The following is a 24,814-nucleotide window of genomic DNA, read 5'->3' as shown; positions in this document are numbered from 1 at the left end:
TGACGTCGATCGAGTTTGATCAGTGGTCGAGTGAACTGGACCGGTTGCATGCCCGGTTCGCGGACCGGTTCACCCGCGCGGAGCCGCGGCGGCGGGCCCGGCAGTATCTGTCCGGGCTGGTCGCCGGCCTCGATCGTAAGAACGGCTGGACCCTCGCCGAGCAAGCCGGTGACCTGTCACCGGACGGGATGCAACGCCTGCTGCGGTGGGCCGACTGGGACATCGACGCCGTGCGTGACGAGGTCCGGGATTACGTGATCGAGCACCTCGGTGATCCGAATGGTGTGCTGATCATCGATGACACCGGGTTCCTGAAGAAGGGCGTGAAGTCCGCCGGGGTCGCCCGGCAGTACTCGGGAACCGCCGGCCGGATCGAGAACTGCCAGGTCGGTGTCTTCCTGGCCTACCGCTCGACGCGCGGGCACGCGTTGATCGACCGGCAGTTGTATCTGCCGGCGGCGTGGACCGATGACCGGGATCGCTGCCGGGCGGCAGGGATCCCGGACGAGGTCGGCTTCGCCACGAAGATTGAGATGGCCCGGCAGATGCTGCAGCGGGCGTTCACCGCGGGGGTTGCGGCGGCGTGGGTGACCATGGACGAGGCCTACGGTCAGTCGAAAGCGTTGCGGGTCTGGCTCGAAGAGCACGACCAGCCGCATGTGGTGGCGACCCGCTGCAACGACGACGTGGTCACCACCAGCATGGGCCGCGCCCGCGTCGACGAGCTGATCGCATCGCTGCCGGGCCGGGCCTGGTCGCGGATCTCGGCCGGTCCCGGGGCTCACGGACCGCGGGAGTATTGGTGGGCGCGGATCCCGATCCGCATCTGCTGGCGGCCCGGGCGTGGGCACTGGCTGCTCGCCCGGCGCAGCATGAACACCGGGGAGCTGGCCTACTACGTCTGCTACGGCCCGCGGAAGACCCGGCTGATGGACCTGGCCCGCATCGCCGGCACCCGATGGGCCGTTGAGGAATGCTTCCAGCAGGCCAAAGGTCAGGCCGGCCTCGACGAATACCAGGTCCGGGACTGGCGGGCCTGGTACGCGCACATCACCTTGTCGATGGCCGCTTACGCCTGGCTCGTCGTCGCCCGGACCCAGACCGCGCAACAGCAAACAGCACCGGTGACGACATGATGATCGGCTACACGGTACCGGAGATCCGGCGCCTGCTCGCCGCACTGTTCGTCCGCCACCACCAGCCCAAACACATCTGGTGGTGGTCACGCTGGCGACGACGACGCCAACACCAAGCCCGCCTCAGCCACTACAAACGCCGCGGCTACCCACTCAGGTGAAGTGCCGTTGCAGTATTAAGCCCTTCCCGGGTACGCGCGGCGACCGTCCCCCGGACAGCCGCCGCGCACGGTTTCTCCTCCCGAAAAAACGGCCGCGCGCCCCTCTAGCACCCGAGCTGCACTCAGGCGCGAAAACCTCGAAAAGGACGCCGGAAAAGTGGCTGCTAACGCTTAGCCCGGGGAGCCCACGACCGAACAACCTGGCGTAAGCGAGATCGAGCAACCCGCTCGGCCGACAAGAGCAAACCCGGCGCAAGCCGGGGACGCAAAGCCACAGAGCCCATGAGGCTGGCTGGGCTACCGACCTTGGGGAGAACCTTCTTAATGCGCAACATGATGCAGCTTCTTGGTGGAATCGCTGTCGCTGGTGTCGTCGCGGCCGGAAGCACCGCCTTCACCGCCTCGGGCGTCACCAACTCCGGCGGCTTCACCAAGATTGCCGGTGGTGGCACGACCACGATGACCGTGGAAGGCGCGGTGCTCAACTCGGCTGCCCTGGTTTACGACGCCACGGACGGCAACAAGGTCGTCGGCGCCACCCTCAACGTCGCCGGCAGCAACGGCACGACGCTGAACACCACCACGTCGGTGATCACCGGAACGCTGAAGGGCACGAACAACAGCGGCACGACGAGCTCGACCTCGGCCCTCACCTGCACCTGGGGCTCGACCACCATCTGGAACTGCGTAGTCGGCAACGCCACCACCGGCTACATGACCGCGGTGACCGATCTCGACGTCAAGGTCCAGCCGGGCATCTGATCCTAGAACCGCCTCGAACGGTCATCCCGAGATGACACCATGGCTGCTACCACAGCTGTGAGTCGTCACATCGCGGAGTAGCCATCCCGAGGTTCCGACGTATCGCCATGGCCGCCATCCTCGTGATGGCGGCCATTGGTGCGTGGGCGGTCAGCACCCAGCGACTCTCCTACGTCATCACGCACGGCGTCAGCATGAACCCGACCTACTACGCCGATGATCTGGTTTTTCTGATCAAGTTCGATTCCTACGAAGTCGGGCAGATCGCCGCATACCATGGGACCGGAGGCATAGAGACACTCCACCGCATCATCGGCGGCGACGCCCTCACCGGCTATGTCTTCCAAGGAGACAACAACCCCGCTATCGACGCGATCGAACCCACCGCGAACGAGCTCATCGGCCGCGCGGTCTTGCACGTCCCCAAGGGCGGAGTGTGGCTGAAGCCTCTGCTCAGTCCGACCGCGCTCGGGATGTTCGGGTTCATGATCGTCGGCACCCGGGCAGCCGCGGTGAGATCCCGCCGGGACATCCCGCGCGGCCGGCAGAAGAAGAGGACGAAGAGCATGTCCGGCCAAGGCGGCTCCTGGGCGGTGGTGATGACCGTCGCCAAGGCGGTCAGACGGCTCCACCCGGCGATCTGGGTTGTCGCCGTGCTCTCCGTCGTGCTGGCCGTCTGCGGGCTGCTGTTCGGGGTGCTCGGCTGGATGAGGCCGGCCACGCAGACCACCGACTCCTCGGTAGAGGCCGGTGAGTCGATGACCTTCTCCTACTCTGCGGACGTGCCGCGCAGCGCCGCCTACGACGGCACCACGGCGTACTCCCCCGACCCGATCTACCGGAATCTCGCGGAGTTCGTCGTCCTGCGGATGGAGTATCTCGGAAAGCCCGGAACTGTCGAGGTGAGTGCCCGGCTCTCGACTCAGACGGGCTGGCATTCGACGGTTCAGCTGGCTCAGCCCAAGGAGTTCTCCGCACAGCGCTTCACCGGGACCGTGTCGCTCGATCTCGACGGGCTGGACGAACGGGCGCAGCGAGCATCCGAGGCCATCGGCACCGACATCGGAGCGGTCACGGTGTCGGTCACCGCGCGAGTCAGCCATGCCGACGGATCAAGCTTCGAGCCATCGGTGAGCTTCGGCCTCACGAACATCCAGTTGGCTCTCCTCGGCGGAGCCGAGAGTCTGGTGGTCAAGCGGTCGGCCGCGACATCCGGCGGCGGGACCTTTCCCCGTCAGATCTCGCTTTTCGGCACGGATCTGTTCACCGCCGGACAGGCACGTAGCTGGGCGGTGAAGTCGCTGCTCGTCGCGCTGGTCGGCATCGCTGTGGTCGCCCTGCTGGCCTTCCGCCGGGTTCCGCTGAAGAACCGGGAACAAATCCAGCGCCGCTACCCCCACCTGCTGGTCCCGGTGGAGCCGATGGCCAGCCCGCCCGGCAAACCGGTCGTCATCGTGGACAGTTTTCCGGCGCTGGTGAAGCTCGCCGAGAAGTACGGGCAGATGATCCTCACCTGGACCCGGCCGGACGGCGCGGACGATTTCGTGGTTCGCGACGACGGGGTGACCTATCGCTACCGGATCATCCCGGCGAACGTCACCCCGGAACCGCAACCCGAACCCCGGCCCGCCTCGCACCGCCGCCCCTCAGCCCGCAAAGCCACCGGGGTGGCAAAGGTAGCCGCACCCCCAGCCGCTCCTCCGGCCGAAGCCCCGACTCCCGCTCCACCTGCGGCCGAGACCCCGGCCCCCGCCGCGCCCGCAGCCGAAACGCCGGCCCCCGCAGTTCCTCCCGCCGAAGCGCCGGCGTCCGAGGAAAAACCCGCAGAGACCCCAGCCGACAAACCTGCAGAAAAGCCTGCGGAACAGCCCACCGCAAAGGCCCCCGAAAAGCCGCCCGCCGAGAAGCCGGAGCCCTCACAGGACGCGGCCCCCGCGCCAAAGCCCCCCGCCAAGCGAGCCCGCCGCCCCCGTAAGAAGGCCGAGCCCGCGAAATCGGAGCCCACCCCCGACGAGACCGACAGCAAACCACCCCTCCAGCGCCCGATCCGCCTCAAACCGGAAGCCGAGCGCAAGGCCATGGAAACCCTCGGCGAGCTCAACAAATCAGTGGGTGGCGCCCCGAAACCCGAGGGCTCCGAGCCCGAGGCACCCCACGAGCCGATCTACGACTTCCTGCCGAAGCACCCGGAACAAGCGGATCAGGCCGACGGTGCCACCGGCAGGTAAACCCGGCCACCCGCCTCCACGAACTCCGACGATTTGGACTTCATCCCCGCCGCCCGCAACTCATGGCTGATCCGCATCGAGCAGAACTTGGGCCCGCACATGGAACAGAAATGCGCGGTCTTTGCGGGAGCCGCCGGCAGCGTCTCATCGTGGTACGCCCGAGCCGTCTCCGGGTCCAGCGCCAGCTCGAACTGGTCCTCCCACCGGAAGTCGAACCGCGCCCGGGACAGCGCATCGTCCCATTCCTGCGCGCCGGCGTGCCCCTTGGCCAGGTCAGCCGAGTGCGCCGCGATCTTGTACGCGATCATCCCCGCCTTCACGTCCTCCTTGTTCGGCAGGCCGAGGTGCTCCTTCGGGGTGACGTAGCAGAGCATCGCCGTCCCGAACATCCCGATCATCGCGGCGCCGATCGCGGACGTGATGTGGTCGTAGGCGGGCGCGATGTCGGTCGCCAGCGGCCCCAGCGTGTAGAAGGGCGCCCCGCCGCACAGGTCGACCTGCAGGTCCACGTTCTCCTTGATCTTGTGCATCGGCACGTGGCCGGGGCCTTCGACCATGACCTGGACGTCGTACTCCCAGGCGATGTGGGTCAGTTCCCCGAGGGTGCGCAGCTCCGCGAACTGTGCTTCGTCGTTGGCGTCCGCGATCGACCCGGGGCGCAGGCCGTCCCCGAGCGAGAACGTGATGTCGTACTCCCGGAAGATCTCGCAGAGCTCGCGGAAGTGGGTGTAGAGGAAGTTCTCCCGGTGCTCGGCGAGGCACCAGGCCGCCATGATCGATCCGCCGCGGGAGACGATGCCGGTGACGCGTTCGGCGGCGAGCGGCACGTGCGCGAGCAGCACCCCGGCGTGGATCGTCATGTAGTCGACGCCCTGTTCGGCCTGCTCGATGACGGTTTCCCGGAACAGCTCCCAGGTCAGCTCGAGCGGGTCACCCTTGACCTTCTCCAGCGCCTGGTAGATCGGCACGGTTCCGATCGGGACGGGCGAGTTCCGTACGATCGCCTCCCGGGTCTCATGGATCCGCGGCCCGGTGGACAGGTCCATCACGGTGTCGGCGCCCCACCGGGTGGCCCAGGTCAGCTTCTCCACCTCCTCGGCGACGGACGAGGTGACGGCCGAGGTGCCGATGTTCGCGTTGACCTTCACGAGGAACCGCGAACCGATGATCATGGGCTCGGACTCGGGGTGGTTCCGGTTGGCCGGCAGCACCGCGCGACCGGAAGCGATCTCGTCGCGCACCAGCTCGGGGGTGACGCCTTCGCGCACCGCGACGAACTCCATCTCGGGCGTGACGATCCCGGCGCGCGCGGCGGCGAGCTGGGTCTGCCCGGTCCACCACGGTTTGCGCAGCGGCGGCAGCCCGACGAGCGGATCACTGCCCGGACCGGACGTGTCGTAGAGCCGCACCGGCGGTTCGTCCCCGGTCAGAACCACCTCGGTGAACGGCACGCGGATGTCCGAACGGGGACCGTCCACATAGGTCTTACGTCTCACGGCAAACCTCCACGAAATTGGATAAAAACGGCATGACACGGCCGCGAAGGATCAGCGACAGTGCTGCCGGAACTCAGAGGGACCAGGCGAAGTGGTCCAGCGGCCCGGGTCCCGCCCCGAGCTGCCAGGAGGCGCCGCCGCGCAGACCGCGATACACGTAATCCTTCGCGGTCATCACCGCTTCCGGCACCGAGTCGCCCGCGGCCAGCCGCACCGCGATCGCCGACGAGAACGTGCAGCCAGACCCATGGTTGTTGCGGGTCTCCACCGGCGAGCCCCGCAGCACGGTGGTCTCTCCCGCGACGTGCAGGACGTCGACCGCAAGTTCACTTCCGGTCACGACCACCCCGCGTGGGCCGAGCTTCGCGAGCTCGGCGGCGGCTTCGGCCATCTCCTCGGCCGTTTCGATCACCCGGCCGAGGAGGGCGCCGGCTTCGTGCCGGTTCGGCGTCAGCACACTGGCGTACGGGAGGAGCACTCCCACCACAGCCGAATCGGAGAGCCGGCTTCCGGCGGTCGCCACCATCACCGGATCGATGACCAGATGGGGCAGGTCGCCGGCCCGTTCCGCGATCACTTTCGCCACCGCCGGATCGGACACCATCCCGACCTTCACGGCCGCCACCGGCAGATCTGAGAGCACCGCGTCGAGCTGCGCCGCGACGATGTCGGCGGGCACCGCGTGGATCGCCGTGACACCCAGCGTGTTCTGCGCGGTGATCGCGGTGAGCACCGACGTCCCGAACGCCCCGAGCGCCGCGAACGTCTTGAGATCCGCCTGGATCCCCGCACCCCCACCGGAGTCCGACCCGGCGATGGTGAGCACCACCCGCGGCGTCACCACGCTCCCGCCCCCGCACTCGCCGCGGCCCGCTGAGCGGCCGCGAACGCGCCCGCCAGCTCGCTCGCCACCCGCGCCGGATTGGCCGCCCGCATGATCGCCCCGAGCACCGCGATCCCCTCGGCACCGGCCCGGGCGCACTCCGCGGCCCGCGCCGCCGAGTCGACCCCGCCCAGCGCCAGCCACGGCACCCGCCCGGCCAGCGCCGCCGCCCCCGCCGCGCCGAGCGCCGGCCCGTAACCCGGCTTCGTCGCCGTCGGGTAGATCGGCGACAACGTCACGTAATCCACATCGGAGGGCGGCTCGGCGCCGTGCCACGAGCGGCCCACCAGCGGAACCCCGGACGGCAGCGGATCGGCGGCCGAGAGGTGCACGGCCGTGCCGCCCAGCGGATCCGGACCCGCGACGATCAGTCGCCCGGGCGGCAGGAGCGGCCTCAGCTGCGCCGCGAGGGCGGCTCTCTCCTCGTACCCGAGGTCGCGCTCGCGCAGAATGACCCAGTCGGCGCCGCCGCGGACCGCCGCCGCGACCACCTCCACCAGCGGCCCGGCGGCGGACCGCCGGTCGGTGAGCACGACGAGCCCGCCCGGCGTCACCATTCCGCGATCCCCTCGTCGGCCGTGGACGCGAGCGCGTGGAACCGGCGTGGGATTCGCCCGGCGGCGCGGGCGAGCCGTCCCGCCGCTACCGCGTGCCGCATCGCCGCCGCCATCGCCGCCGGATCGTCGGCCCGGGTGATCGCGCTGGCGACGAGCACCGCGTCGCAGCCGAGTTCCATCGCGAGCGCCGCGTCGGAGGCGGTGCCGATGCCGGCGTCCAGCACCACCGGCACGTCCACGTTCTGCCGGATCAGCTCGATGTGGTGCGGGTTGGAGATGCCGAGACCGGAACCGATCGGCGAGCCGGCGGGCATCACCGCGGCGCATCCGGCGTCGGCCAGACGGCGGGCCAGGATCGGGTCGTCGGTGGTGTACGGCAGGACCGTGAACCCGTCCGCGACGAGCGTCTCGGCGGCTCGGAGCAGTTCCACACCGTCCGGCAGCAGGGTCCGCTCGTCGCCGATCACCTCAAGCTTGATCAGGTCGGTCTCGAACGCTTCCCGGGCCATCTGCGCGGTCTTCACCGCGTCACCCGCCGTGTAGCAGCCCGCGGTGTTCGGCAGCACCCGCACACCGAGCCGGTCCAGCATCGGCAGCAGTCCCGGACCTGCCGCGTCGACCCGGCGCAGCGCCACCGTGACGAGCGTGGTCTCGGACGCCGCGATCGCCTCTTCCAGGATCGCGAGGCTCTGCGCGCCGCCGGTACCGAGGATGAGTCCGTTCTCGGGGAGGAACATCTCAACCCCCCTGAGCAGCGGTGAGCACCTCGACCCGGTCACCGTCGGCCAGGTCCACCTCATTCCACGCCGAGCGCGGCACCACGGTTCCGTTGACGGCGACCGCCACCCCACGCTGGGCGGCGATGATCTCGGCAACGAGGGTCGCGACGGTGCAACTCTCGGTCCTGCTCCGGTCCTGGCCGTTGATCGTCAGGCGCATCAGAACCTCCCGGGGGTGAAGGCGTCCAGCAGTGGGTCCGCGGCTCCGGTGAGCACCAGGTCCGCGATGAGCCGCGCGGTGATCGGGGCGAGCAGCACCCCGTTGCGGTGGTGACCGGCGGCCACCACGGTCCGGTCGTCGAGCCGGCCGAGGATCGGCGCGTTGTCCGGCGTGCCGGGCCGGTGCCCGACGGTGAGTTCGATGATCTCGTGCTCGGAGAGGCCGGGGACCAGGTCGAGCGCGGCGCGCAGCAGGTCGTGCACCCCGCCCGCGGTGACCGCCCGGTCGGAGCGCTCCTCCTGGGTGGCGCCGACCACCACTTCACCGTCGGCGCGCGGCACCAGGTAGACGTGCCGACCGTCGGCGGCGCCGTCGATCACGTGCCGGAGCAGGCCGGGTTCGCCGCGCAGGCGCAGGACCTGGCCTTTCACCGGGCGGATGGGAAGTCCGGTCAGCGCGGCCGTGCCCAGGCCGGCCGCCACCACAACGGTATCGGCAGAAATTTCGGAGATGTCGGTTACATGCTTGAGGGCCACGCGACCGTCCAATGCGAAGCGCAGCGCCGCCACCACCTTGCGCGGGTCGACCTGCCGCTCCGTCGGCGAGTAGGCCCCGGCCCGGATCCGCGGCGACAGCGACGGCTCCCGGTCACGCACCTGCGAGCCGGTCAGCGTGGTGAGTTTCTGGTGCTGCCACTCCCGCTTCGCCTCCGCCAGATCGTCGGCGGTCAGTGCCACGCTCAACGTGCCGGCCTCGTCATATCCGACGTCTCCCAGTGACGACGCATACGAGGGCCAGAGCGCGTTGGACGCCTCCAGCAGCGGCTCCAGGAACGGAAACTCGAACGCCGACTCCCCACCCGGAGCGAGCATCCCGGCCGCCACGTGCCAGGCGCCCCCGGTTCCCTCCGGCGCCGGGTCGTAGACCGTGACGTCCGCTCCCCGGAGCAGCAACTCCCGGCCGACGGCAAGCCCGATGATCCCGCCGCCGACGATCGCGACCCTCATCGCAGGGCCTCCAGGAACTCGGCGACCGCCCGCTTCGGATCGGTCACGAACGCGCCGATCGCGGCGACCCCGTGCGACGGCAGGACCGGCACCCGGTCGGCAGTGATCCCACCGATCGCCAGCACCGGCGTGCCCGGCACCGCGTCGACGACGGCGGCGACACCGGCCGGGCCGATCGGTGGTGGCAGGCCGTCCTTCGTGGACGTCGCGAACGCCGGCCCGGTGCCCAGATAGGAGGCGCCGGCGGCGACGGCGGCCCGGGCGTCCGTCGGGTTCCGGCAGGTCGCGCCGATCACCGCGTCCGGGCCGAGGATCCGCCGGGCGGCGTCCACCGGCAGGTCGTCGGCGCCGACGTGCACACCGTCCGCGCCGGCCGCCAGCGCCACCGCTACCCGGTCGTTGACCAGGCACATCGTGCCCGCCGGGCGGAGGATCTCGAGGGCCGCGACGGTCAGCGCGTACGCCTGGGCGTCGCTCGTCTTGACCCGGATCTGAACGGCGACGTCGGGCTGGCCGGCGACGCCGCGGACGACGTCGAGCGAGTCGGTGATGACGTGGAGCCGGGGAAACGACAACGAACCGTGCATGAAGCACTCCTCCCTGCGCCGGCATGACCCGGATCAGGTTCGACGGTCGGGGGCCGCGTCAGCCCCCCTCTCAGCCCGGTGCCCGGACTCCCGTGGGGTTTTTCTTTGTTGTGACCGGACCATAACACGACTCGTCACGGATGACTCCAGCGATTGCCGCCGGTGAGTTAGGACTCGGTTTTCCGACGGCCGCGGGGTTTGCGGATGGCGGAAAACCGCGCCCTAACTCACCGGTTACAAGGCAATCGCCGCGGAGCGAAGCGAAGCCAGCTAGCTCAGCGGACGTCCCAAACCGGTTCGGGAACCTCGACGACCTCGCCATCGCCTCTGAACAGCACGAAACGATCAAAGGAGCGGGTGAACCAGCGGTCGTGGGTGACAGCCATCACCGTACCGTCGAAGGCTTTCAAGCCCTCCTCCAGCGCCTCCGCCGACGCCAGGTCCAGGTTGTCCGTCGGCTCGTCGAGCAGCAGCAACGTGGCACCGGACAACTCCAGCAGCAGCACCAGGAACCGGGCCTGCTGACCGCCGGAGAGCGTGCCGAACCGCTGGTCGCCCTGTGCCGCCAGCTCGTACCGGTTGAGCGCCTTCATCGCCCCGGCCCGGTCGACTCCGGACCGGTGCTCGTCGCCCCGCCAGAGGATCTCGACGAGCGTCTTCTCCATCAGCTCCGGCCGGTCGTGGGTCTGCGAGAAGTGCCCCGGACGCACCCGCGCGCCGAGCCGGGCCACGCCGCCGTGCATCACATGCGTCAGCGGCGCGCCGTCGACCGGCTTGTGCTCCAGATCGGGCTCGGAGCCGCCGGCCGCGAGCAGCCGCAGGAAGTGGGACTTGCCGGTGCCGTTCGCGCCGAGGACGGCGACCCGGTCCCCGTACCAGATCTCCAGGTCGAACGGGAACGTCAGGTTCTCCAGCTCGAGCTGCTCGCAGATCACCGAGCGCTTGCCGGTGCGCCCGCCGCGCAGGTTCATCCGCAGGGACTGCTCCTTCGGCGGCAGCGGCGGCGGGCCGGCCTCCTCGAACTTGCGCAGCCGGGTCTGCGCGGCCTGGTAACGCGAGGCGAGACCGTCGTTGTAGGCCGCCTTGTTCTTCAGCGTGAAGACCAGCTCGCGGAGTTTCTCGTGCTCCTCGTCCCAGCGGCGGCGCAGCTCCTCCATCCGCTCGTGCCGGTTCGACCGGGCCTCGTGCCAAGAGGCGAAGCCGCCCGGATGGGTCCACGCGCCGCCGCCCTCCACGGCCACCACCCGGTTCGCGGTCTGCGCCAGCAGCTCCCGGTCGTGCGAGACGTAGAGGATCGATTTCGACGACTCCCGCATCCGCTGTTCCAGCCAGCGTTTCGCGGGGACGTCGAGGAAGTTGTCCGGCTCGTCGAGCAGCAGCACCTCGTCGCTCCCGCGGAGCAGCAGGTCCAGCGCAAACCGTTTCTGCTCGCCGCCGGAGAGGGTCCGCACGATCCGGTCCTTGGTCTCCTCCCACGACTTGCCCAGGATCGAGACAGCGACCGTGTCGAAGAGGACCTCTGCCTCGTAACCACCGGCCTCACCCCAGTGGGCGAGCGCGTTCGCGTACCCGATCTGACTCTTCTCGGTCTCGTCGAGGGCCGCGGCCGCGGCGCGCAGTCGCTCACCTGCCGTGCCGAGCGCGGGCGCGACAAGCGACAAAGCAAGATCTTCCAGGGTACGGTCGTCGCCGATCATGCCGATGAACTGGCGCATCACGCCGAGCCCTCCGGACCGCGCGATCGTGCCGCTCTGGGTCGGGATGTCTCCCGCGACCATGCGCATCAGCGTCGTCTTGCCGGCCCCGTTCGGCCCAACCAGCGCCACCTTCGCGCCCTCGCCGACCCGGAACGACACGTCGGCGAAGAGCTCCCGCCCGTCCGGGAGCACGAAACCGGCGCCGGCGACATCCACGTAACCCATGCCCGGCATCCTCCCCGGTGACCGCTCGGTCAGTCAGCCGATTTTCGGGTGACCTTCAGGACTCGGAACCCCCGCTGGCTGGCCACACGCTCGACCTGCCAGCCGAGGCCGGTCAGCCAGGTGTGCAGCGAATCACCACCGAGGTTCCGGTTGATCACCAGCCAGGCAACACCGTCCGGTGCCAGCCGCGGCAGCCAGCGTTCCATCAGCCCGTGCAGCTCCGCCTTGCCGACGTGGGTGGGCGGGTTGCTCCAGATCTGCTGGAACTCCACGTCCGCGGGCACGTCGTCGGGCGCTGCCACCCGTACCCTCAAATTCTTGGTGTTCTCGGCGGTCAACTCCCGGGCGCGGGAGTTCACGTCCACGGCCCACACGGTCGCCGCCGGCGCCTCGGTCGCCAGCACCCGGGCGATCGGGCCATAACCGCAGCCCAGGTCGAGAAACGTCCCCTCGGCCGAGGCGTCCGGCAGCCCGGCCTTGCGGAGCAGCACGGCGGTGCCCGGGTCCAGCCGCCCGGCCGAGAACACCCCGGACGCGACGGCGAGCCGGTGGTTCTTGCCGGCGACGCTGAACTCGATCTCGCTGCGCCGCAGCGGCGCATCCGGGTCGGCGGAGAAGTAATGGTCGGCACTCACCCGGCAAGTCTCCCGCCGCCGAACGAGCGGCGGGACATCGGGGTACCGGACAAACTGTGCGTTCATAGATCAGCGTCCCCGCCTAGCTTGGGCCTCATGCGGTACGCCATCCCGACGCGCCCCGCCCACCATGCCGCGCACGCTCTGGTCCTGAGGCCGTTCCCGATCACCACCGGCCAGCATCGCTCCCGGGCACACAGCCGCCGGCATCTGCGGCGGGAACCCCTCCGAACGGCCCACCTGCTCACCCGCGGCCTGGCCGCCCTGATCGTGCTCGGCATCTGCGTGATGGTCGGCGTGCTGATCGTCGCCGACGAACGCCACCCACCGGCCTCCGGATCGTCCGGACCGCTCACCGCGAGCGACGTCTTCCCCGAGCAGGCGTCCCTCTTCCGGGCGAGCCAGGCGCGGGCCGAGGCCGATTGCCCGGTCGCCGTCACCGGCGCCTTGCGGTCGGTGCTCCAGGGGTACGGGTGTTCGCAGTCGATCCGGGCAGTCCTCACCGTCCCGTATGCCGACTATCGGGTGACGGCCGGTGTGCTGACCCTGCCGGACACGCCGAGCGCGGCAGCCGTCAGCGAGGTGGTGCGCGACCTGGTCGAAACCGGCGACGGCAGTTTCGCCACGCTGACCGGCGCCGACACCCCGCCGGGCACCCCCGTCGCCTGGCGCACGCACGACCGCTACCTGATCTACTGCGTGATCGTCAGTTCCACGGGTGAGCTGGTCCCCGGCACCGATCCGGCGGTGACCCGGGTAACCACCGACCTGCTCGACATCCACCTGAGCACAGCCCTGCCAACCACCTGAGCCCGCGTGTGGATTCCAGGCGCTCGGCTGACGTTCGCCCTGTGTGTGGAGCTCAGCCTCGGAGGCGGCGGGTGGCCTCGGCCCGCGCGGCGTACTCCGCCTCGTCCGGGTAACCGACCGCCACCAGGGTCAACCCGTGCGCGGCCGCCACCGTCACCTCGCTGGAGCGTTCCCGGAGCGTGAGCAGCCGCCCCGGCCACTCCGGCTCCCGGCGGCCGTCGCCGACGAAGAGCATCGCCCCCACCAGGCTGCGGACCATCGCCTGGCAGAACGCATCCGCCTGCACGGTCGCCACCAGGACCCCGTCCGGGTCCCGGCGCCAGTCCAGCCGGTTGATCGCCCGGATCGTGGTGGCATGCTCCTTGCGTTTGCAGAACGCCGCGAAGTCGTGCTCGCCGAGCAGCCCGGCCGCGGCGGCGTTGAGCCGGTCCAGGTCGAGCGGTCGCAGCCAGCCGAGCGTGTCGTGCCGGCGCAGCGGCTCCGGACCCCACTGCTCGTCGCAGACGCGGTACTCGTACCGCCGGAACGTCGCCGAGAAGCGCGCGTCGAAGGTGTCCGGGACCGGCCGGAGCGCGCGGACCCGGGCGTCCGGCGGCATCAGGGCGGCGAGCCGGCGCAGCAGCGATCCGGAGAGCCGTTCCCAGTCCTCGATCGGCAGGTCGATGTGGCAGACCTGTCCGGTGGCGTGCACCCCCGCATCGGTACGCCCGGCAACCGTCAACCCGAGCGGCGTCTCCGGTCCGACGAGCCGGCCCAGCGCCTCGGTGAGCACGCCGGCGACCGTCCGGCGGGTCGGCTGGGCGGCCCAGCCCGAGAAGCCGGCGCCGTCGTACGACACGTCCAGCCGAAGGCGGATGGATTCCGACATTACGGGCGTGCTCCTCGCGTACAGGTGAAGTGTTTTGATTTCCGCCAAGCGAAAAGCCCGGCACCCCGAACGGGTACCGGGCTTTCCGAAAAACCTGAGTATCAGGCCTTGGTGGTGTCGTCGCCCTCGGCCTGGTCGCCGGGGCCCTCGGCACCCTTGTCACCGGACGCGTTCACGGGCGCCTCGGCGTCCTGGTCAGCGTCGGTGTCCGCGGCCGGCGCGCTCTTCGGCGCGTCGTCCTCGGGCGCGAGCGCCTCGACCTTGGCCTGCTGCGCGGCCGCCTTGCGGTCAGCCTTCGACGGCGCGGCGGTGGTGGCCGCGACCTGCAGCTCCTCGACCAGCTCGATGACGGCCATCGGAGCGGCGTCGCCCTTGCGGGGGCCGGTCTTGGTGATCCGGGTGTAGCCGCCGGGGCGGTTCGTGTACCGCGGAGCGATCTGCTCGAACAGGGCGTACACGACGTCCTTGTCCTTCACGACGGTCAGAACCCGGCGACGGGCGTGCAGGTCGCCGCGCTTGGCCTTCGTGATGAGCTGCTCGGCCAGCGGACGCAGCCGCCGGGCCTTCGTCTCGGTGGTCTTGATCTTCCCGTGCCGGAAGAGCTCAGTGGCCAGGTTCGCCAGGATGAGCTTCTCGTGTGCCGGGCTGCCGCCGAGGCGGGCACCCTTGGTGGGCGTGGGCATTTCTTCGATGCTCCTCGTGAATATGTCGAGCAGTGCGGCGGAGCCGCCTCGGGCAGCAGGGTTATGGCGCGCGGCAGCCGGACTTACAGCTGCTCGGTCTCGCGGTAGTCGTCGGTGTCGTAGTCCACGTCGCCGAACGAGTCCACGACGTGCGCCGGGTCGAAGGAAGGCGCGCTGTCCTTCAGCCCCAGGCCCATTCCGGCGAGCTTCATCTTGACCTCGTCGATCGACTTCTGGCCGAAGTTCCGGATGTCCAGAAGGTCAGCCTCCGTACGCCCTATCAACTCGCCCACGCTGTTGATGCCCTCGCGCTTGAGGCAGTTGTACGACCGGACGGTGAGGTCCAGCTCCTCGATCGGCAGGGCCAGATCGGCGGCCAGCTGAGCGTCCTGCGGCGACGGGCCGATGTCGATGCCCTCGGCGGTCTCGTCCAGCTCCCGGCACAGGCCGAACAGCTCGACGAGGGTCGAGCCGGCCGAGGCCAGCGCGGTCCGCGGCGAGATCGACGCCTTCGACTCGACGTCGATGATCAGGCGGTCGAAGTCGGTGCGCTGCTCGACACGGGTCGCCTCGACGCGGTAGGTCACCTTGAGGACCGGCGAGTAGATCGAGTCGACCGGGATCCGGCCAATCTCGGCGCCGGCGCTCTTGTTCTGCGCCGCCGTGACGTAGCCACGGCCCCGCTCGACGGTGAGCTCCATGTCGAGCCGGCCCTTGCTGTTCAGGGTGGCCAGCTTCAGGTCGGGGTTGTGCACGGAGACGCCAGCCGGGGGCTGGATGTCACCGGCGGTCACGTCGCCAGGGCCCTGCTTGCGCAGGTACATGCTGACCGGCTCGTCGTGCTCGGAGCTGACGGTCAGTTCCTTGACGTTCATGACCAGCTCGACCACGTCCTCCTTGACACCGGGGATCGTGGTGAACTCGTGCAGCACGCCGTCGATCTTGATGCTGGTGACCGCCGCGCCCGGGATGGACGACAGCAGGGTCCGACGCAGCGAGTTACCGAGGGTGTAGCCGAAGCCCGGCTCCAGAGGCTCGATGGTGAACCGGGAGCGGGTCTCGCTGAGCGACTCCTCCGAGAGGGTCGGCCGCTGGCTGATGAGCACGCTGTTCTTCTTTCTGTCAGGCCACCCACTATTTGATGGCCATCACCGATTGCCCGGCGCCTTCGAGGCGCCGGGCAACTTTGTTACTTGGAGTAAAGCTCCACGATCAGCTGCTCCTGAACCTGCGTGTCGATGACAGCGCGGGCCGGGATCGAGTGGATCAGGATCTTCATCTCGGCCGGGATCGGCTCGAGCCACGCCGGAACGGGGCGGGAGCCGGCCTGGGCCTGCGCCACGACGAACGGGGTCATTTCCTTCGACTTCTCACGCACGGTGACGATGTCGTGTTCCTTGACCCGGTACGACGGGATGTCGACCTTGGAACCGTTGACCAGGAAGTGGCCGTGCTTGACCAGCTGCCGGGCCATGTCGCGGGACGCGGCGTAGCCGGCCCGGTAGACGACGTTGTCGAGACGGGTCTCGAGGATCTGCAGCAGAACCTCACCGGTCTTACCCGGCTTGTTCACGGCTTCCTCGTAGTAGCCGCGGAACTGCTTCTCCAGAACGCCGTACGCCCGACGCGCCTTCTGCTTCTCGCGGTGCTGCAGAAGGTACTCGGTCTCCTTGGTCCGGCCACGGCCGTGCTGGCCGGGCGGGAACGGGCGGGACTCGAAGGGGCACTTCGGTCCATCGCACTTGCTGCCCTTGAGGAAGAGCTTCATCTTCTCGCGGCGGCAGCGCTTGCAGTCAGCACCGGTGTAACGAGCCATCAGTCAATTCCCCCTTAGACCCGGCGACGCTTCGGCGGGCGGCAACCGTTGTGCGGCTGCGGCGTGACGTCGGAGATCTGTCCGACCTCGAGGCCGGCGGCCTGCAGCGAACGGATGGCGGTCTCCCGGCCGGAACCGGGACCCTTCACGAAGACGTCCACCTTGCGCATGCCGTGCTCCATGGCACGACGCGCGGCGGCCTCGGCGGCCAGCTGCGCGGCGAACGGGGTCGACTTGCGGGAGCCCTTGAAGCCCACCTGGCCGGACGAGGCCCAGGAGATCACAGCACCGGTCGGGTCGGTGATCGACACGATGGTGTTGTTGAAGGTGCTCTTGATGTGCGCCTGCCCGTGGGCGACGTTCTTGCGTTCCTTGCGCCGGACCTTCTTGACGGCGGCCCCTGCGCGTGCCTTCGGTGGCATAAGTCAGTGCGCTCCTATTACTTCCGACCGGGCTTCTTCTTACCGGCGACCGTGCGCTTCGGGCCCTTGCGGGTACGAGCGTTGGTCCGGGTCCGCTGTCCACGCACGGGCAGGCCCTTGCGGTGGCGGATGCCGGCGTAGCAGCCGATCTCAACCTTGCGGCGGATATCCGCAGCGACCTCGCGGCGCAGGTCGCCTTCAACCTTGAAGTTGGACTCGATGTAGTCGCGGAGCTGGACCAGCTCCTCGTCCGTGAGGTCCTTGGCGCGCTTGTTCAGGTCAATTGCGGTAGCAGTCAGTGCCTCGACGGCACGGGTGCGACCGATGCCGAAGATGTAGGTGAGCGCGATCTCCATCCGCTTTTCGCGGGGGAGATCAACGCCGACGAGACGAGCCATAAGTGGGCGTACTCCTCAGGTTTCTCACGGAGGTCTGTGCCTGTCCCACCCCGCCTGCCCGGGCGGGCCCCGGCCTCCGACCGGGGGTACAGCCGCTCATGCGCGTGCACGCGCGGCTGGGACGAGCTTGTTCAGTGGTACGGATCCTGCGACGAGGCTGTGATCAGCCCTGGCGCTGCTTGTGGCGCGGGTCGGTGCTGCAGATGACCATGACCCGGCCGTGCCGCCGGATGACCCGGCAGTTGTTGCAGATCCGCTTGACGCTCGGCTTGACCTTCACGGTTTGCCTTAACTCTCAGTCAGACGGGATAGAAAACCCCGCGACCCGCTGCTTACTTGTAGCGGTAGACGATTCGCCCACGGGTCAGGTCGTACGGCGAGAGCTCGACGACGACCCTGTCCTCGGGAAGGATGCGGATGTAGTGCTGCCGCATCTTGCCGGAGATGTGTGCCAGGACCTTGTGACCATTGGCGAGCTCCACGCGGAACATAGCGTTCGGCAGGGGCTCGATCACTCGGCCTTCGATCTCGATGGCTCCGTCTTTCTTTGGCATGTCCTCCGCTACCTGACATCGGGTTCTTGGGGCAGGCTGTGCAACGTCTTACCCGAGCTGAAAAACCGCTCGGACCAGCCGCGGCTCCCCCGCCCTCGAAGCGCTTGAGGACATGGAGGAGAGGACGCTGCGCGCCAGCAAGCTAGTCTACGCGCCCGTTACACCGACGCCAAACCGAGGGTTCCGCAACCCGGGGTCGGGCGTGTCAGCGCCGGGACATGTACGACTTTATCGCCTCAGTGGCGTCGCTTGTCCCGATCTCCGAGTCGCGCCAGAACCGCGAACGCCACCGGGATGAGCACCCAGGCCGGCCAGAAGTAATACGCCTCACCGGAGGCCAGGCTGGAGATGCCCCAGATCACCGTGCAGAGCAGGAAGAGGCCGATCGCGGGCTGGACACCGCTCCGCCGGCCGTGCGCCTCAGCGGCCGCGGAGACCGGGGCGCCGGGCGCCGGTGGCGCCGGCTGGATCTGCGACTTCTGCACCGGGACCGTGCCCGGCAGGTCGTCCAGCAGCCCGTCGAAATCGGCGAAGGTCCGCGCGCCGTACGCCCGCTGGATCCGCTCGTCGTACTCCCCGAGATCGAGCCGACCCTCGTCGAGCGCCTTCTTCAGCTGATCCGCCACCTGTTGCCGGTCGGCGTCGCCCGCTCGCATTCCCTCGCGCCCCATGGACCCCAGCATGCCAGCCGGGGTCCAGTTCATCCATGGGCGGCGTTGCTAAGGCTGTTTGGCGGTCACCAGATCGCCGAGACGGGCCCGGCCGCCGTCGGGGGCGGTGGTCACCCACACGCCGTCGTCCAGCAGCGCCATGGTGTGCTCAACGTGCGCGGCGCGGGAGCCGTCCCGGGTCACCACGGTCCAGCCGTCGTCGAGCTCGACGGTCCGGGGCGAGCCCATCGTGATCATCGGTTCGATCGCCAGAGCCATGCCCGGGACCACCCGGACACCGCGGCCCGGCTTGCCGTGGTTGAGCACGTGCGGGTCCTGGTGCATCTCGGTGCCGATGCCGTGGCCGCCGTAACCGTCGACGATCCCGTACCGGCCGGCCTTGCGGATCACCTTCTCGATGTTGAAGGAGATGTCCGTCAGCCGGCCCCGGCCGTTCGCCACGCCCCGGGCCGCCGCGGCGATACCCGCCCACATGGCGTCCTCGGCGACCTCGGCCATCCGCAGCAACGCCGGATCGGTCTCGCCGACCCCGACGGTGATCGCCGAGTCGCCGTGCCAGCCCTCCAGGATCGCCCCGCAGTCCAGGGAGATCAGGTCACCCTCGCGCAGGATCTGCTCGGTGCTCGGGATGCCGTGCACCACCTGCTCGTTGACCGAGGCGCAGATCGAGGCCGGGAAGCCGTGGTAGCCCTTGAACGAAGGGATGGCCCCGGCGTCCCGGATCACCTTCTCCGCGATCGCGTCCAGGTCGCCGGTCGACACACCGGGTGCCACCGCGTCCCGCATGGCGTCCAGAGCGGCCGCCACGACCAGGCCGGCCGCCCGCATCAGCTCGAACTGCTCGACCGACTTCAGCTGGATGTTCTGCTCGTTACGTGCCACGTCAGCCCCCGTAGGAGCGCAGGGCGTCGATCGCGCGCACGGTCACGTCCTCGACCGGTCCGGTCGCGTCGATGCCGACGAGCTTGCCCTGGGCGCCGTAGAAGTCGACCAGCGGCGCGGTCTTGTCCGAGTACTCCACCAGCCGGTTCGCGATCGTCTCGGCCTTGTCGTCGTCACGCTGGAACAGCTCGCTGCCGCAGCGGTCGCAGATGTTCTCCTTGCTCGTCGGGTCGAACTCGACGTGCCAGATCTTTCCGCAACCACGGCAGGTCCGCCGGCCGGAGAGCCGGCGGATCACCTCGTCGTCGTCGACCACGAGCTCCATCACGATGTCCAGCGCGGTGCCCAGGTCGGCGAGGAGCTTGTCCAGCGCCTGCGCCTGCGGCACGGTCCGCGGGAAGCCGTCCAGCAGGAAGCCGTCGCTCGCGTCCGGCTCGGCGAGCCGGTCCCGCACCATGTTGATGGTCACCTCGTCGGGGACGAGCTGGCCGGCATCCATGTAGCGCTTGGCCTCGACGCCGAGCGGCGTCCCCTGCGACACGTTGGCGCGGAAGATGTCACCGGTCGAGATCTTCGGTACGGCGAGATGGGCGGCGATGAACTCAGCCTGGGTCCCCTTGCCGGCCCCCGGAGGGCCCACCAGTACCAGCCGCACCTACATCGCCTCGCTTCGGTCAGGAGAAACCACGCCCACCGTCGACGCCAGAGCCCCCCGGCCCTGCGTCCCCACTACCGGAGGAACCCTTCGTAGTTCCGCTGCATGAGCTGGCTCTCGATCTGCTTCACCGTCTCCAGACCCACGCCCACCATGATCAGCACTGCGGTACCACCGAACGGGAAGTTCTGGTACTGCTGCTGGTTGAGCCAGATGAAGAAGAAGTTCGGCAACACCGAGATCATGGCCAGGTAAAGAGCGCCCGGCAGCGTGATACGGCTGAGGATGAAGTCCAGGTAGTCGGCGGTCGGCTTGCCCGGACGGATGCCCGGAACGAAACCACCGTACTTCTTCATGTTCTCCGCGACCTCAGTCGGGTTGAACGTGATCGACACGTAGAAGTACGTGAAGAAGATGATCAGCAGGAAGTAGAGGCCGATGTAGATCGGGCTCGTCGGGTCAGCCAGGTTGTTCTGGATCCAGATCTGGTAACCCTTGAGGTTGTTCTGGTCGAAGAACTGCAGGTACAGCTGCGGCAGATAGAGCAGCGAGGACCCGAAGATGACCGGAACGACACCAGCCTGGTTGACCTTCAGCGGGATGTAGGTGGAGGTGCCGCCGTACATCCGCCGGCCGATCATGCGCTTCGCGTACTGGACCGGGATGCGGCGCTGGGCCTGCTCGATGAAGACGACCAGCGCGATGATCACCAGGACCAGGCCGATGACCAGCAGGAACTTGCCGGTGCCGCTCGACGTCTTGATCGTCCAGCCCTCGCCGGGGAGGCGGGCCGCGATCGAGGTGAAGATCAGGACCGACATGCCGTTGCCGACGCCGCGGTCGGTGATCAGCTCGCCGAGCCACATGACCACGCCGGTGCCGGCGGTCATCGTCATCACCAGGACGGTCAGCGTCAGCCACATCGGAAGACCGGTGTCCTCCGGGATGATCTGGTACGCCGGGTTGTCCTGGTCGCAGACGTTGCCGAAGAGCTGACCGGTCCGCGCCAGGGCGACGAACGCGCTGGCCTGCAGCACGGCGAGGCCGAGCGTCAGGTACCGGGTGTACTGCGTGATCTTCGCCTGGCCGGACTGGCCCTCCTTGCGGAGCTGCTCGAGTCGCGGGATCACGACCGTGAGCAGCTGCAGGATGATCGACGCCGTGATGTACGGCATGATGCCCAGCGCGAAAACGGAGAGCTGAAGCAGCGCACCGCCGGAGAAGAGGTTCAGAAGGTTCAGCACGCCGTTGCCGGAAGCCTCGGTGAGAGCCAGACAGGCCTTCACATTGGCGTAGGACACACCGGGGCTGGGCAATGTGGCACCGAGACGGTAGATCGCGATAATCGCTACCGTGAAGAGTAGCTTCTTCCGCAGGTCAGGCGTCCGAAGCGCGCTCGAGAAGGCGGACAACAACTGATCCTCCTGCGTGGTCGCCACACTCTGGGTTGCGGTATCCCGGAAGTTCGGGCACACATCATTGGGCAGCCGTAGAGGCCGCCAGCGGAGCACTGTATCAGCAACGCCGAGAGCTCAACCACCGGCGTCGCATGGTCCGATGCCCCAGTACAACACAACTGTCCGGATTCGTGTACGAACCGGGCGTGCTCCACCTTGGCCGGTCACCCGTCCCGGCCGGTTCTCACCATACGGCAGCGCGGCCCGCTCAGAACGCCCCTGAGGGCACCGGATGTTACGGCCGTGTTCCGTACGGTTGCGGCCACCTTATCCGCCCCACGCGCTTCACAGGCCCCTCAACGACAAGAGGCCGTGGCGCCGGGCTTCCCCGGTACCACGGCCTCCCACCGTTTCACGAACTACAGCTCGGTGACGGAACCACCGGCAGCCGCGATCTTCTCCTTGGCCGACTCGCTGAACGCGTGCGCCTTGATCGTCAGCGACACGCCGCCCAGCTCGCCCGAGCCCAGGACCTTGACCGGCTGACCCTTGCGGACAGCGCCGGCCTCGACCAGCTCGGCCGGACCGACCTCGCCGCCGTTCGGGAACAGCTCGGCGAGACGGTCCAGGTTGACGACCTGGAAGACGACCTTGTTGCGCGGCTTGTTGCGCAGGCCCTTCATCTTCGGCAGGCGCATGTGGATGGGCATCTGCCCACCCTCGAACGCCGCCGAGACGTTCTTCCGGGCGCCGGTGCCCTTGGTACCGCGACCGGCGGTCTTGCCCTTGGAGCCCTCACCACGACCGACACGGGTCTTCGCGGTCTTGGCACCGGGCGCGGGGCGCAGGTGGTGGATCTTGATCGCCATTACTCGACCTCCTCAACACTCACGAGGTGGTTCACGGCGAAGATCATGCCCCGGATCTCGGGACGGTCCTCCTTGACCACCACGTCGTTGATCCGCTTCAGGCCGAGCGACCGCAGGGAGTCCCGCTGGTTCTGCTTACGGCCGATACCGGACCGGACCTGGGTGACCTTCAAGCGTGCCATCAGCGCACCGCCGCTTCCGCACGCGCCGCCAGCATGGCAGCCGGCGCCACGTCCTCGACCGGCAGGCCACGGCGAGCCGCGACCTTCTCCGGCGACTCGAGGCCCTTCAGAGCAGCCACCGTCGCGTGCACGATGTTGATCGGGTTCGAGGAGCCGAGGCTCTTCGACAGGATGTCGTGGATACCGGCACACTCCAGCACGGCACGCACCGGGCCACCGGCGATAACACCGGTACCAGCGGAAGCCGGCTTGAGCAGGACGACGCCCGCGGCAGCCTCACCGGTGATCGGGTGCGGGATGGTCGCACCGATACGCGGGACCTTGAAGAAGTGCTTCTTGGCCTCTTCGACGCCCTTGGCGATGGCCGCGGGCACCTCCTTGGCCTTTCCGTAGCCGATGCCGACGGTGCCGTCACCGTCGCCGACGATCACCAGGGCGGTGAAGCTGAAGCGACGACCACCCTTGACGACCTTCGCGACACGGTTGATCGCGACGACCCGCTCGAGGTGCGGGGTCTTCTCGACGGGCGCGTTGCCGCGGCCGCCCTCACGGCGGTTGTCCCTGCGGTTGCCACCCTCGGTGTTACCGCCGGACCCGCCGCCTCGGCGCTGCTGACCAGGCATTGGTCAATTCCTCCTAGAACTCGAGTCCGGCTTCGCGGGCGGCGTCCGCAAGCGCGGCAATCCGGCCCGCGTACTTGTTGCCACCGCGGTCGAAGACGACCTTGGAAATACCCGCGGCCTTGGCCCGCTCGGCCAGGAGCGCGCCGACCTTGCCGGCGTGGACGCTCTTGGCGCCCTCGCCACCACGGATCGAGCTGTCGAGCGTGGACGCCGAGACCAGCGTGTGGCCCTTGAGGTCGTCGATGATCTGCGCGGTGATGTTCCGCGTGGACCGGGTGACGACCAGGCGGGGACGCTCGGCAGTGCCGCGGATGTTCTTGCGGACCCGGAAGTGCCGACGCGCCTTGCCAACGGCACGCGCGGCGGCGACCCCGCCGCCGTTGCGGCGCTTGAGCAGCGTGGCGGTCACTTCTTACCTGCCTTTCCAGCCTTGCGGCGGATGACCTCGCCCTGGTACTTGACGCCCTTGCCCTTGTAGGGCTCCGGCGGGCGGATCTTACGGATGTTCGCGGCGACCTCACCGACCAGCTGCTTGTCGATGCCGGAGACCGTGAACTGGGTCGGCTTCTCCACCGAGAAGGTGATGCCGGCCGGGGGCACAATGTTCACCGGGTGCGAGAAACCGAGAGCGAACTCCAGGTCCTTGCCCTTGGCGGTCACACGGTAACCGGTGCCGTTGATCTCGAGGGTCTTCTTGTAGCCCTCGGTGACACCGATGATCATGTTGGCGACGAGGGTACGCGAGAGGCCGTGCAGTTCCTTGGCCTTGCGCTCGTCGTTGGGGCGGTTGACGTGCAGCTCTCCGCCGTCCTGCGAAACCGTGATCGGCTCGGCGACGGTGTGCGACAGCTCGCCCTTGGGGCCCTTGACCTTGACGGTCTGGCCCGTGATGGTGATGTCGACTCCGGACGGCACCGGGATCGACTTACGTCCGATTCGCGACATGTCTAAGTCTCCAGTTACCAGACGAAGGCGAGGACTTCCCCGCCAACGCTCCGCTTGCGGGCCTGCTTGTCGGTCAGCAATCCCTGGGACGTCGAAATGATCGCGACACCGAGACCACCGAGCACGCGGGGCAGCTCGTCGGACTTGGCGTAAACCCGCAGGCCGGGCTTCGAGACGCGCTTGATGCCGGCGAGGCTGCGCTCACGGTTCTGGCCGTACTTGAGCTCAACGACCAGACGCTTGCCGACCGCGCCCTCCTCGGGCTCCTCAGACGTCCACGAGGCGATGTAACCCTCAGCCTTGAGGACCTCGGCGATGTTCGCCTTGATCTTCGAGTAGGGCATCGTCACCTTGTCGTGGTACGCCTGGTTGGCGTTACGCAGACGCGTGAGCATGTCTGCGATCGGGTCCGTCATCGTCATGGGTATTCGTCAACCTTTCTCGCCGGGGTTCCCGCGGGCGGGCCTACGGCGAAGCGGTATTGCACAAACCCGGCCTCTACTCCGCTGACGAGCGGTGGGCGGGGCGGTTGGATGGGTTACCAGCTGGCCTTGGACACGCCGGGGAGCTCACCGCGGTGGGCCATGTCCCGCACGCAAACGCGGCAGAGGCCGAACTTGCGGTAGACCGAGTGCGGGCGACCGCACTTCTGGCACCGGGTGTAGGCACGCACAGCGAACTTCGGCTTCGCCGCTGCCTTGATGATCAGCGCCTTCTTCGCCATGC

General features: G+C 68.6%; 32 protein-coding genes and 2 riboswitches. Of the genes, 4 read left to right on the top strand and 28 right to left on the bottom strand.

Annotated features, from left to right (window positions below):
- Nucleotides 1–8 precede the first annotated feature (8 nt).
- From AMIS_RS03295 to AMIS_RS03285, 3 genes are all read left to right on the top strand, one after another.
- Nucleotides 9–1,136 (top strand): IS701 family transposase, encoded by a 1,128-nt coding sequence (locus tag AMIS_RS03295; protein ID WP_083888780.1) that lies wholly within the window; start codon nucleotides 9–11, stop codon nucleotides 1,134–1,136.
- 391 nt (nucleotides 1,137–1,527) lie between these two features.
- Nucleotides 1,528–1,602, top strand: a riboswitch (cyclic di-GMP riboswitch).
- 28 nt (nucleotides 1,603–1,630) lie between these two features.
- Nucleotides 1,631–2,059, top strand: coding sequence for a hypothetical protein (locus AMIS_RS03290; protein WP_157434728.1), 429 nt, complete (start codon nucleotides 1,631–1,633; stop codon nucleotides 2,057–2,059).
- Between the two features lie 107 nt (nucleotides 2,060–2,166).
- Nucleotides 2,167–4,287, top strand: a complete 2,121-nt coding sequence (locus AMIS_RS03285; protein WP_014440762.1) for a DUF5305 family protein — start codon at nucleotides 2,167–2,169, stop codon at nucleotides 4,285–4,287.
- Here the strand turns inward: AMIS_RS03285 and thiC are convergent.
- The 9 genes from thiC to AMIS_RS03240 form a co-directional block, all read right to left on the bottom strand.
- Nucleotides 4,260–5,783, bottom strand: coding sequence for a phosphomethylpyrimidine synthase ThiC (gene thiC, locus AMIS_RS03280; protein WP_014440761.1), 1,524 nt, complete (start codon nucleotides 5,781–5,783; stop codon nucleotides 4,260–4,262). The two genes, AMIS_RS03285 and thiC, sit on opposite strands and share 28 nt — an antisense overlap.
- A gap of 73 nt (nucleotides 5,784–5,856) precedes the next feature.
- Nucleotides 5,857–6,624: a bifunctional hydroxymethylpyrimidine kinase/phosphomethylpyrimidine kinase gene (gene thiD / locus AMIS_RS03275; RefSeq protein WP_041830462.1), complete on the bottom strand. Its 768-nt coding sequence runs from the start codon at nucleotides 6,622–6,624 to the stop codon at nucleotides 5,857–5,859.
- Complete coding sequence (locus AMIS_RS03270) at nucleotides 6,621–7,223, bottom strand: thiamine phosphate synthase (RefSeq protein WP_014440759.1); 603 nt, start codon at nucleotides 7,221–7,223, stop codon at nucleotides 6,621–6,623. The genes thiD and AMIS_RS03270 overlap by 4 nt, the downstream gene beginning before the upstream one ends.
- Nucleotides 7,217–7,960: a thiazole synthase gene (locus AMIS_RS03265; protein ID WP_014440758.1), complete on the bottom strand. Its 744-nt coding sequence runs from the start codon at nucleotides 7,958–7,960 to the stop codon at nucleotides 7,217–7,219. The genes AMIS_RS03270 and AMIS_RS03265 overlap by 7 nt, the downstream gene beginning before the upstream one ends.
- A 1-nt stretch (nucleotide 7,961) precedes the next feature.
- Complete coding sequence (gene thiS / locus AMIS_RS03260) at nucleotides 7,962–8,162, bottom strand: sulfur carrier protein ThiS (protein WP_014440757.1); 201 nt, start codon at nucleotides 8,160–8,162, stop codon at nucleotides 7,962–7,964.
- Nucleotides 8,162–9,169 carry a glycine oxidase ThiO gene (gene thiO / locus AMIS_RS03255; RefSeq protein WP_014440756.1) on the bottom strand — a complete coding sequence of 336 codons (1,008 nt, stop codon included), beginning with the start codon at nucleotides 9,167–9,169 and terminating at the stop codon, nucleotides 8,162–8,164. The genes thiS and thiO overlap by 1 nt, the downstream gene beginning before the upstream one ends.
- Nucleotides 9,166–9,756 carry a thiamine phosphate synthase gene (locus AMIS_RS03250; protein ID WP_014440755.1) on the bottom strand — a complete coding sequence of 197 codons (591 nt, stop codon included), beginning with the start codon at nucleotides 9,754–9,756 and terminating at the stop codon, nucleotides 9,166–9,168. The genes thiO and AMIS_RS03250 overlap by 4 nt, the downstream gene beginning before the upstream one ends.
- A riboswitch (TPP riboswitch) is annotated at nucleotides 9,750–9,860 on the bottom strand. It overlaps the preceding gene by 7 nt.
- A 171-nt stretch (nucleotides 9,861–10,031) precedes the next feature.
- Nucleotides 10,032–11,678: an ABC-F family ATP-binding cassette domain-containing protein gene (locus AMIS_RS03245; protein ID WP_041829530.1), complete on the bottom strand. Its 1,647-nt coding sequence runs from the start codon at nucleotides 11,676–11,678 to the stop codon at nucleotides 10,032–10,034.
- Nucleotides 11,679–11,707: 29 nt separating this feature from the next.
- Nucleotides 11,708–12,313: a class I SAM-dependent methyltransferase gene (locus AMIS_RS03240; RefSeq protein WP_014440753.1), complete on the bottom strand. Its 606-nt coding sequence runs from the start codon at nucleotides 12,311–12,313 to the stop codon at nucleotides 11,708–11,710.
- A gap of 96 nt (nucleotides 12,314–12,409) precedes the next feature.
- On the opposite strand from AMIS_RS03240, the gene AMIS_RS03235 reads away from it, so the two are divergent.
- Complete coding sequence (locus AMIS_RS03235; RefSeq protein ID WP_014440752.1) at nucleotides 12,410–13,123, top strand: hypothetical protein; 714 nt, start codon at nucleotides 12,410–12,412, stop codon at nucleotides 13,121–13,123.
- A gap of 52 nt (nucleotides 13,124–13,175) precedes the next feature.
- On the opposite strand, the gene truA is transcribed toward AMIS_RS03235, so the two are convergent.
- From truA to AMIS_RS03140, 19 genes are all read right to left on the bottom strand, one after another.
- The gene (gene truA, locus AMIS_RS03230; RefSeq protein ID WP_014440751.1) at nucleotides 13,176–13,991 is read right to left on the bottom strand and encodes a tRNA pseudouridine(38-40) synthase TruA; all 816 of its coding nucleotides are present in this window, start codon (nucleotides 13,989–13,991) and stop codon (nucleotides 13,176–13,178) included.
- Between the two features lie 101 nt (nucleotides 13,992–14,092).
- The gene (gene rplQ, locus AMIS_RS03225; RefSeq protein ID WP_014440750.1) at nucleotides 14,093–14,674 is read right to left on the bottom strand and encodes a 50S ribosomal protein L17; all 582 of its coding nucleotides are present in this window, start codon (nucleotides 14,672–14,674) and stop codon (nucleotides 14,093–14,095) included.
- Nucleotides 14,675–14,757: 83 nt separating this feature from the next.
- A complete protein-coding gene (locus AMIS_RS03220) occupies nucleotides 14,758–15,780 on the bottom strand; it encodes a DNA-directed RNA polymerase subunit alpha (RefSeq protein ID WP_014440749.1) in 1,023 nt (340 codons plus the stop codon).
- Nucleotides 15,781–15,863: 83 nt separating this feature from the next.
- The gene (gene rpsD, locus AMIS_RS03215) at nucleotides 15,864–16,490 is read right to left on the bottom strand and encodes a 30S ribosomal protein S4 (protein ID WP_014440748.1); all 627 of its coding nucleotides are present in this window, start codon (nucleotides 16,488–16,490) and stop codon (nucleotides 15,864–15,866) included.
- Nucleotides 16,491–16,504: 14 nt separating this feature from the next.
- Nucleotides 16,505–16,912: a 30S ribosomal protein S11 gene (rpsK, locus tag AMIS_RS03210; RefSeq protein ID WP_014440747.1), complete on the bottom strand. Its 408-nt coding sequence runs from the start codon at nucleotides 16,910–16,912 to the stop codon at nucleotides 16,505–16,507.
- Between the two features lie 17 nt (nucleotides 16,913–16,929).
- A complete protein-coding gene (gene rpsM / locus AMIS_RS03205; protein WP_014440746.1) occupies nucleotides 16,930–17,310 on the bottom strand; it encodes a 30S ribosomal protein S13 in 381 nt (126 codons plus the stop codon).
- Nucleotides 17,311–17,473: 163 nt separating this feature from the next.
- On the bottom strand, nucleotides 17,474–17,590 hold the full coding sequence (gene rpmJ, locus AMIS_RS03200) for a 50S ribosomal protein L36 (RefSeq protein ID WP_014440745.1): 117 nt from the start codon (nucleotides 17,588–17,590) through the stop codon (nucleotides 17,474–17,476).
- A 52-nt stretch (nucleotides 17,591–17,642) separates the two neighbouring features.
- A complete protein-coding gene (infA, locus tag AMIS_RS03195) occupies nucleotides 17,643–17,864 on the bottom strand; it encodes a translation initiation factor IF-1 (protein WP_007073013.1) in 222 nt (73 codons plus the stop codon).
- A gap of 236 nt (nucleotides 17,865–18,100) precedes the next feature.
- Entirely contained in the window at nucleotides 18,101–18,535 is a 435-nt protein-coding gene (locus tag AMIS_RS03190; RefSeq protein WP_231859222.1) for a DUF1707 SHOCT-like domain-containing protein, read from the bottom strand.
- A 48-nt stretch (nucleotides 18,536–18,583) separates the two neighbouring features.
- The gene (map, locus tag AMIS_RS03185; RefSeq protein WP_014440743.1) at nucleotides 18,584–19,417 is read right to left on the bottom strand and encodes a type I methionyl aminopeptidase; all 834 of its coding nucleotides are present in this window, start codon (nucleotides 19,415–19,417) and stop codon (nucleotides 18,584–18,586) included.
- A 1-nt stretch (nucleotide 19,418) separates the two neighbouring features.
- The gene (locus tag AMIS_RS03180) at nucleotides 19,419–20,072 is read right to left on the bottom strand and encodes an adenylate kinase (protein ID WP_014440742.1); all 654 of its coding nucleotides are present in this window, start codon (nucleotides 20,070–20,072) and stop codon (nucleotides 19,419–19,421) included.
- 74 nt (nucleotides 20,073–20,146) lie between these two features.
- Complete coding sequence (gene secY, locus AMIS_RS03175) at nucleotides 20,147–21,487, bottom strand: preprotein translocase subunit SecY (RefSeq protein ID WP_014440741.1); 1,341 nt, start codon at nucleotides 21,485–21,487, stop codon at nucleotides 20,147–20,149.
- 401 nt (nucleotides 21,488–21,888) lie between these two features.
- On the bottom strand, nucleotides 21,889–22,338 hold the full coding sequence (gene rplO / locus AMIS_RS03170) for a 50S ribosomal protein L15 (protein ID WP_014440740.1): 450 nt from the start codon (nucleotides 22,336–22,338) through the stop codon (nucleotides 21,889–21,891).
- Nucleotides 22,338–22,520 carry a 50S ribosomal protein L30 gene (gene rpmD / locus AMIS_RS03165; RefSeq protein ID WP_014440739.1) on the bottom strand — a complete coding sequence of 61 codons (183 nt, stop codon included), beginning with the start codon at nucleotides 22,518–22,520 and terminating at the stop codon, nucleotides 22,338–22,340. The genes rplO and rpmD overlap by 1 nt, the downstream gene beginning before the upstream one ends.
- Nucleotides 22,520–23,143, bottom strand: a complete 624-nt coding sequence (gene rpsE, locus AMIS_RS03160; RefSeq protein WP_014440738.1) for a 30S ribosomal protein S5 — start codon at nucleotides 23,141–23,143, stop codon at nucleotides 22,520–22,522. The genes rpmD and rpsE overlap by 1 nt, the downstream gene beginning before the upstream one ends.
- 13 nt (nucleotides 23,144–23,156) lie before the next feature.
- Nucleotides 23,157–23,552: a 50S ribosomal protein L18 gene (gene rplR / locus AMIS_RS03155; RefSeq protein ID WP_014440737.1), complete on the bottom strand. Its 396-nt coding sequence runs from the start codon at nucleotides 23,550–23,552 to the stop codon at nucleotides 23,157–23,159.
- Nucleotides 23,549–24,088: a 50S ribosomal protein L6 gene (gene rplF, locus AMIS_RS03150; RefSeq protein ID WP_014440736.1), complete on the bottom strand. Its 540-nt coding sequence runs from the start codon at nucleotides 24,086–24,088 to the stop codon at nucleotides 23,549–23,551. Before rplF ends, rplR begins: the two co-directional genes overlap by 4 nt.
- A gap of 14 nt (nucleotides 24,089–24,102) precedes the next feature.
- The gene (rpsH, locus tag AMIS_RS03145; protein WP_014440735.1) at nucleotides 24,103–24,510 is read right to left on the bottom strand and encodes a 30S ribosomal protein S8; all 408 of its coding nucleotides are present in this window, start codon (nucleotides 24,508–24,510) and stop codon (nucleotides 24,103–24,105) included.
- Between the two features lie 116 nt (nucleotides 24,511–24,626).
- A complete protein-coding gene (locus tag AMIS_RS03140; RefSeq protein WP_014440734.1) occupies nucleotides 24,627–24,812 on the bottom strand; it encodes a type Z 30S ribosomal protein S14 in 186 nt (61 codons plus the stop codon).
- Between the last annotated feature and the right edge of the window lie 2 nt (nucleotides 24,813–24,814).

The sequence above is a fragment of the Actinoplanes missouriensis 431 genome, assembly GCF_000284295.1.
Lineage (GTDB): Bacteria > Actinomycetota > Actinomycetes > Mycobacteriales > Micromonosporaceae > Actinoplanes > Actinoplanes missouriensis.
The sequence above is the reverse complement of the archived record's forward strand: the minus strand, read 5'-3'. Positions and strand labels throughout refer to the sequence as shown.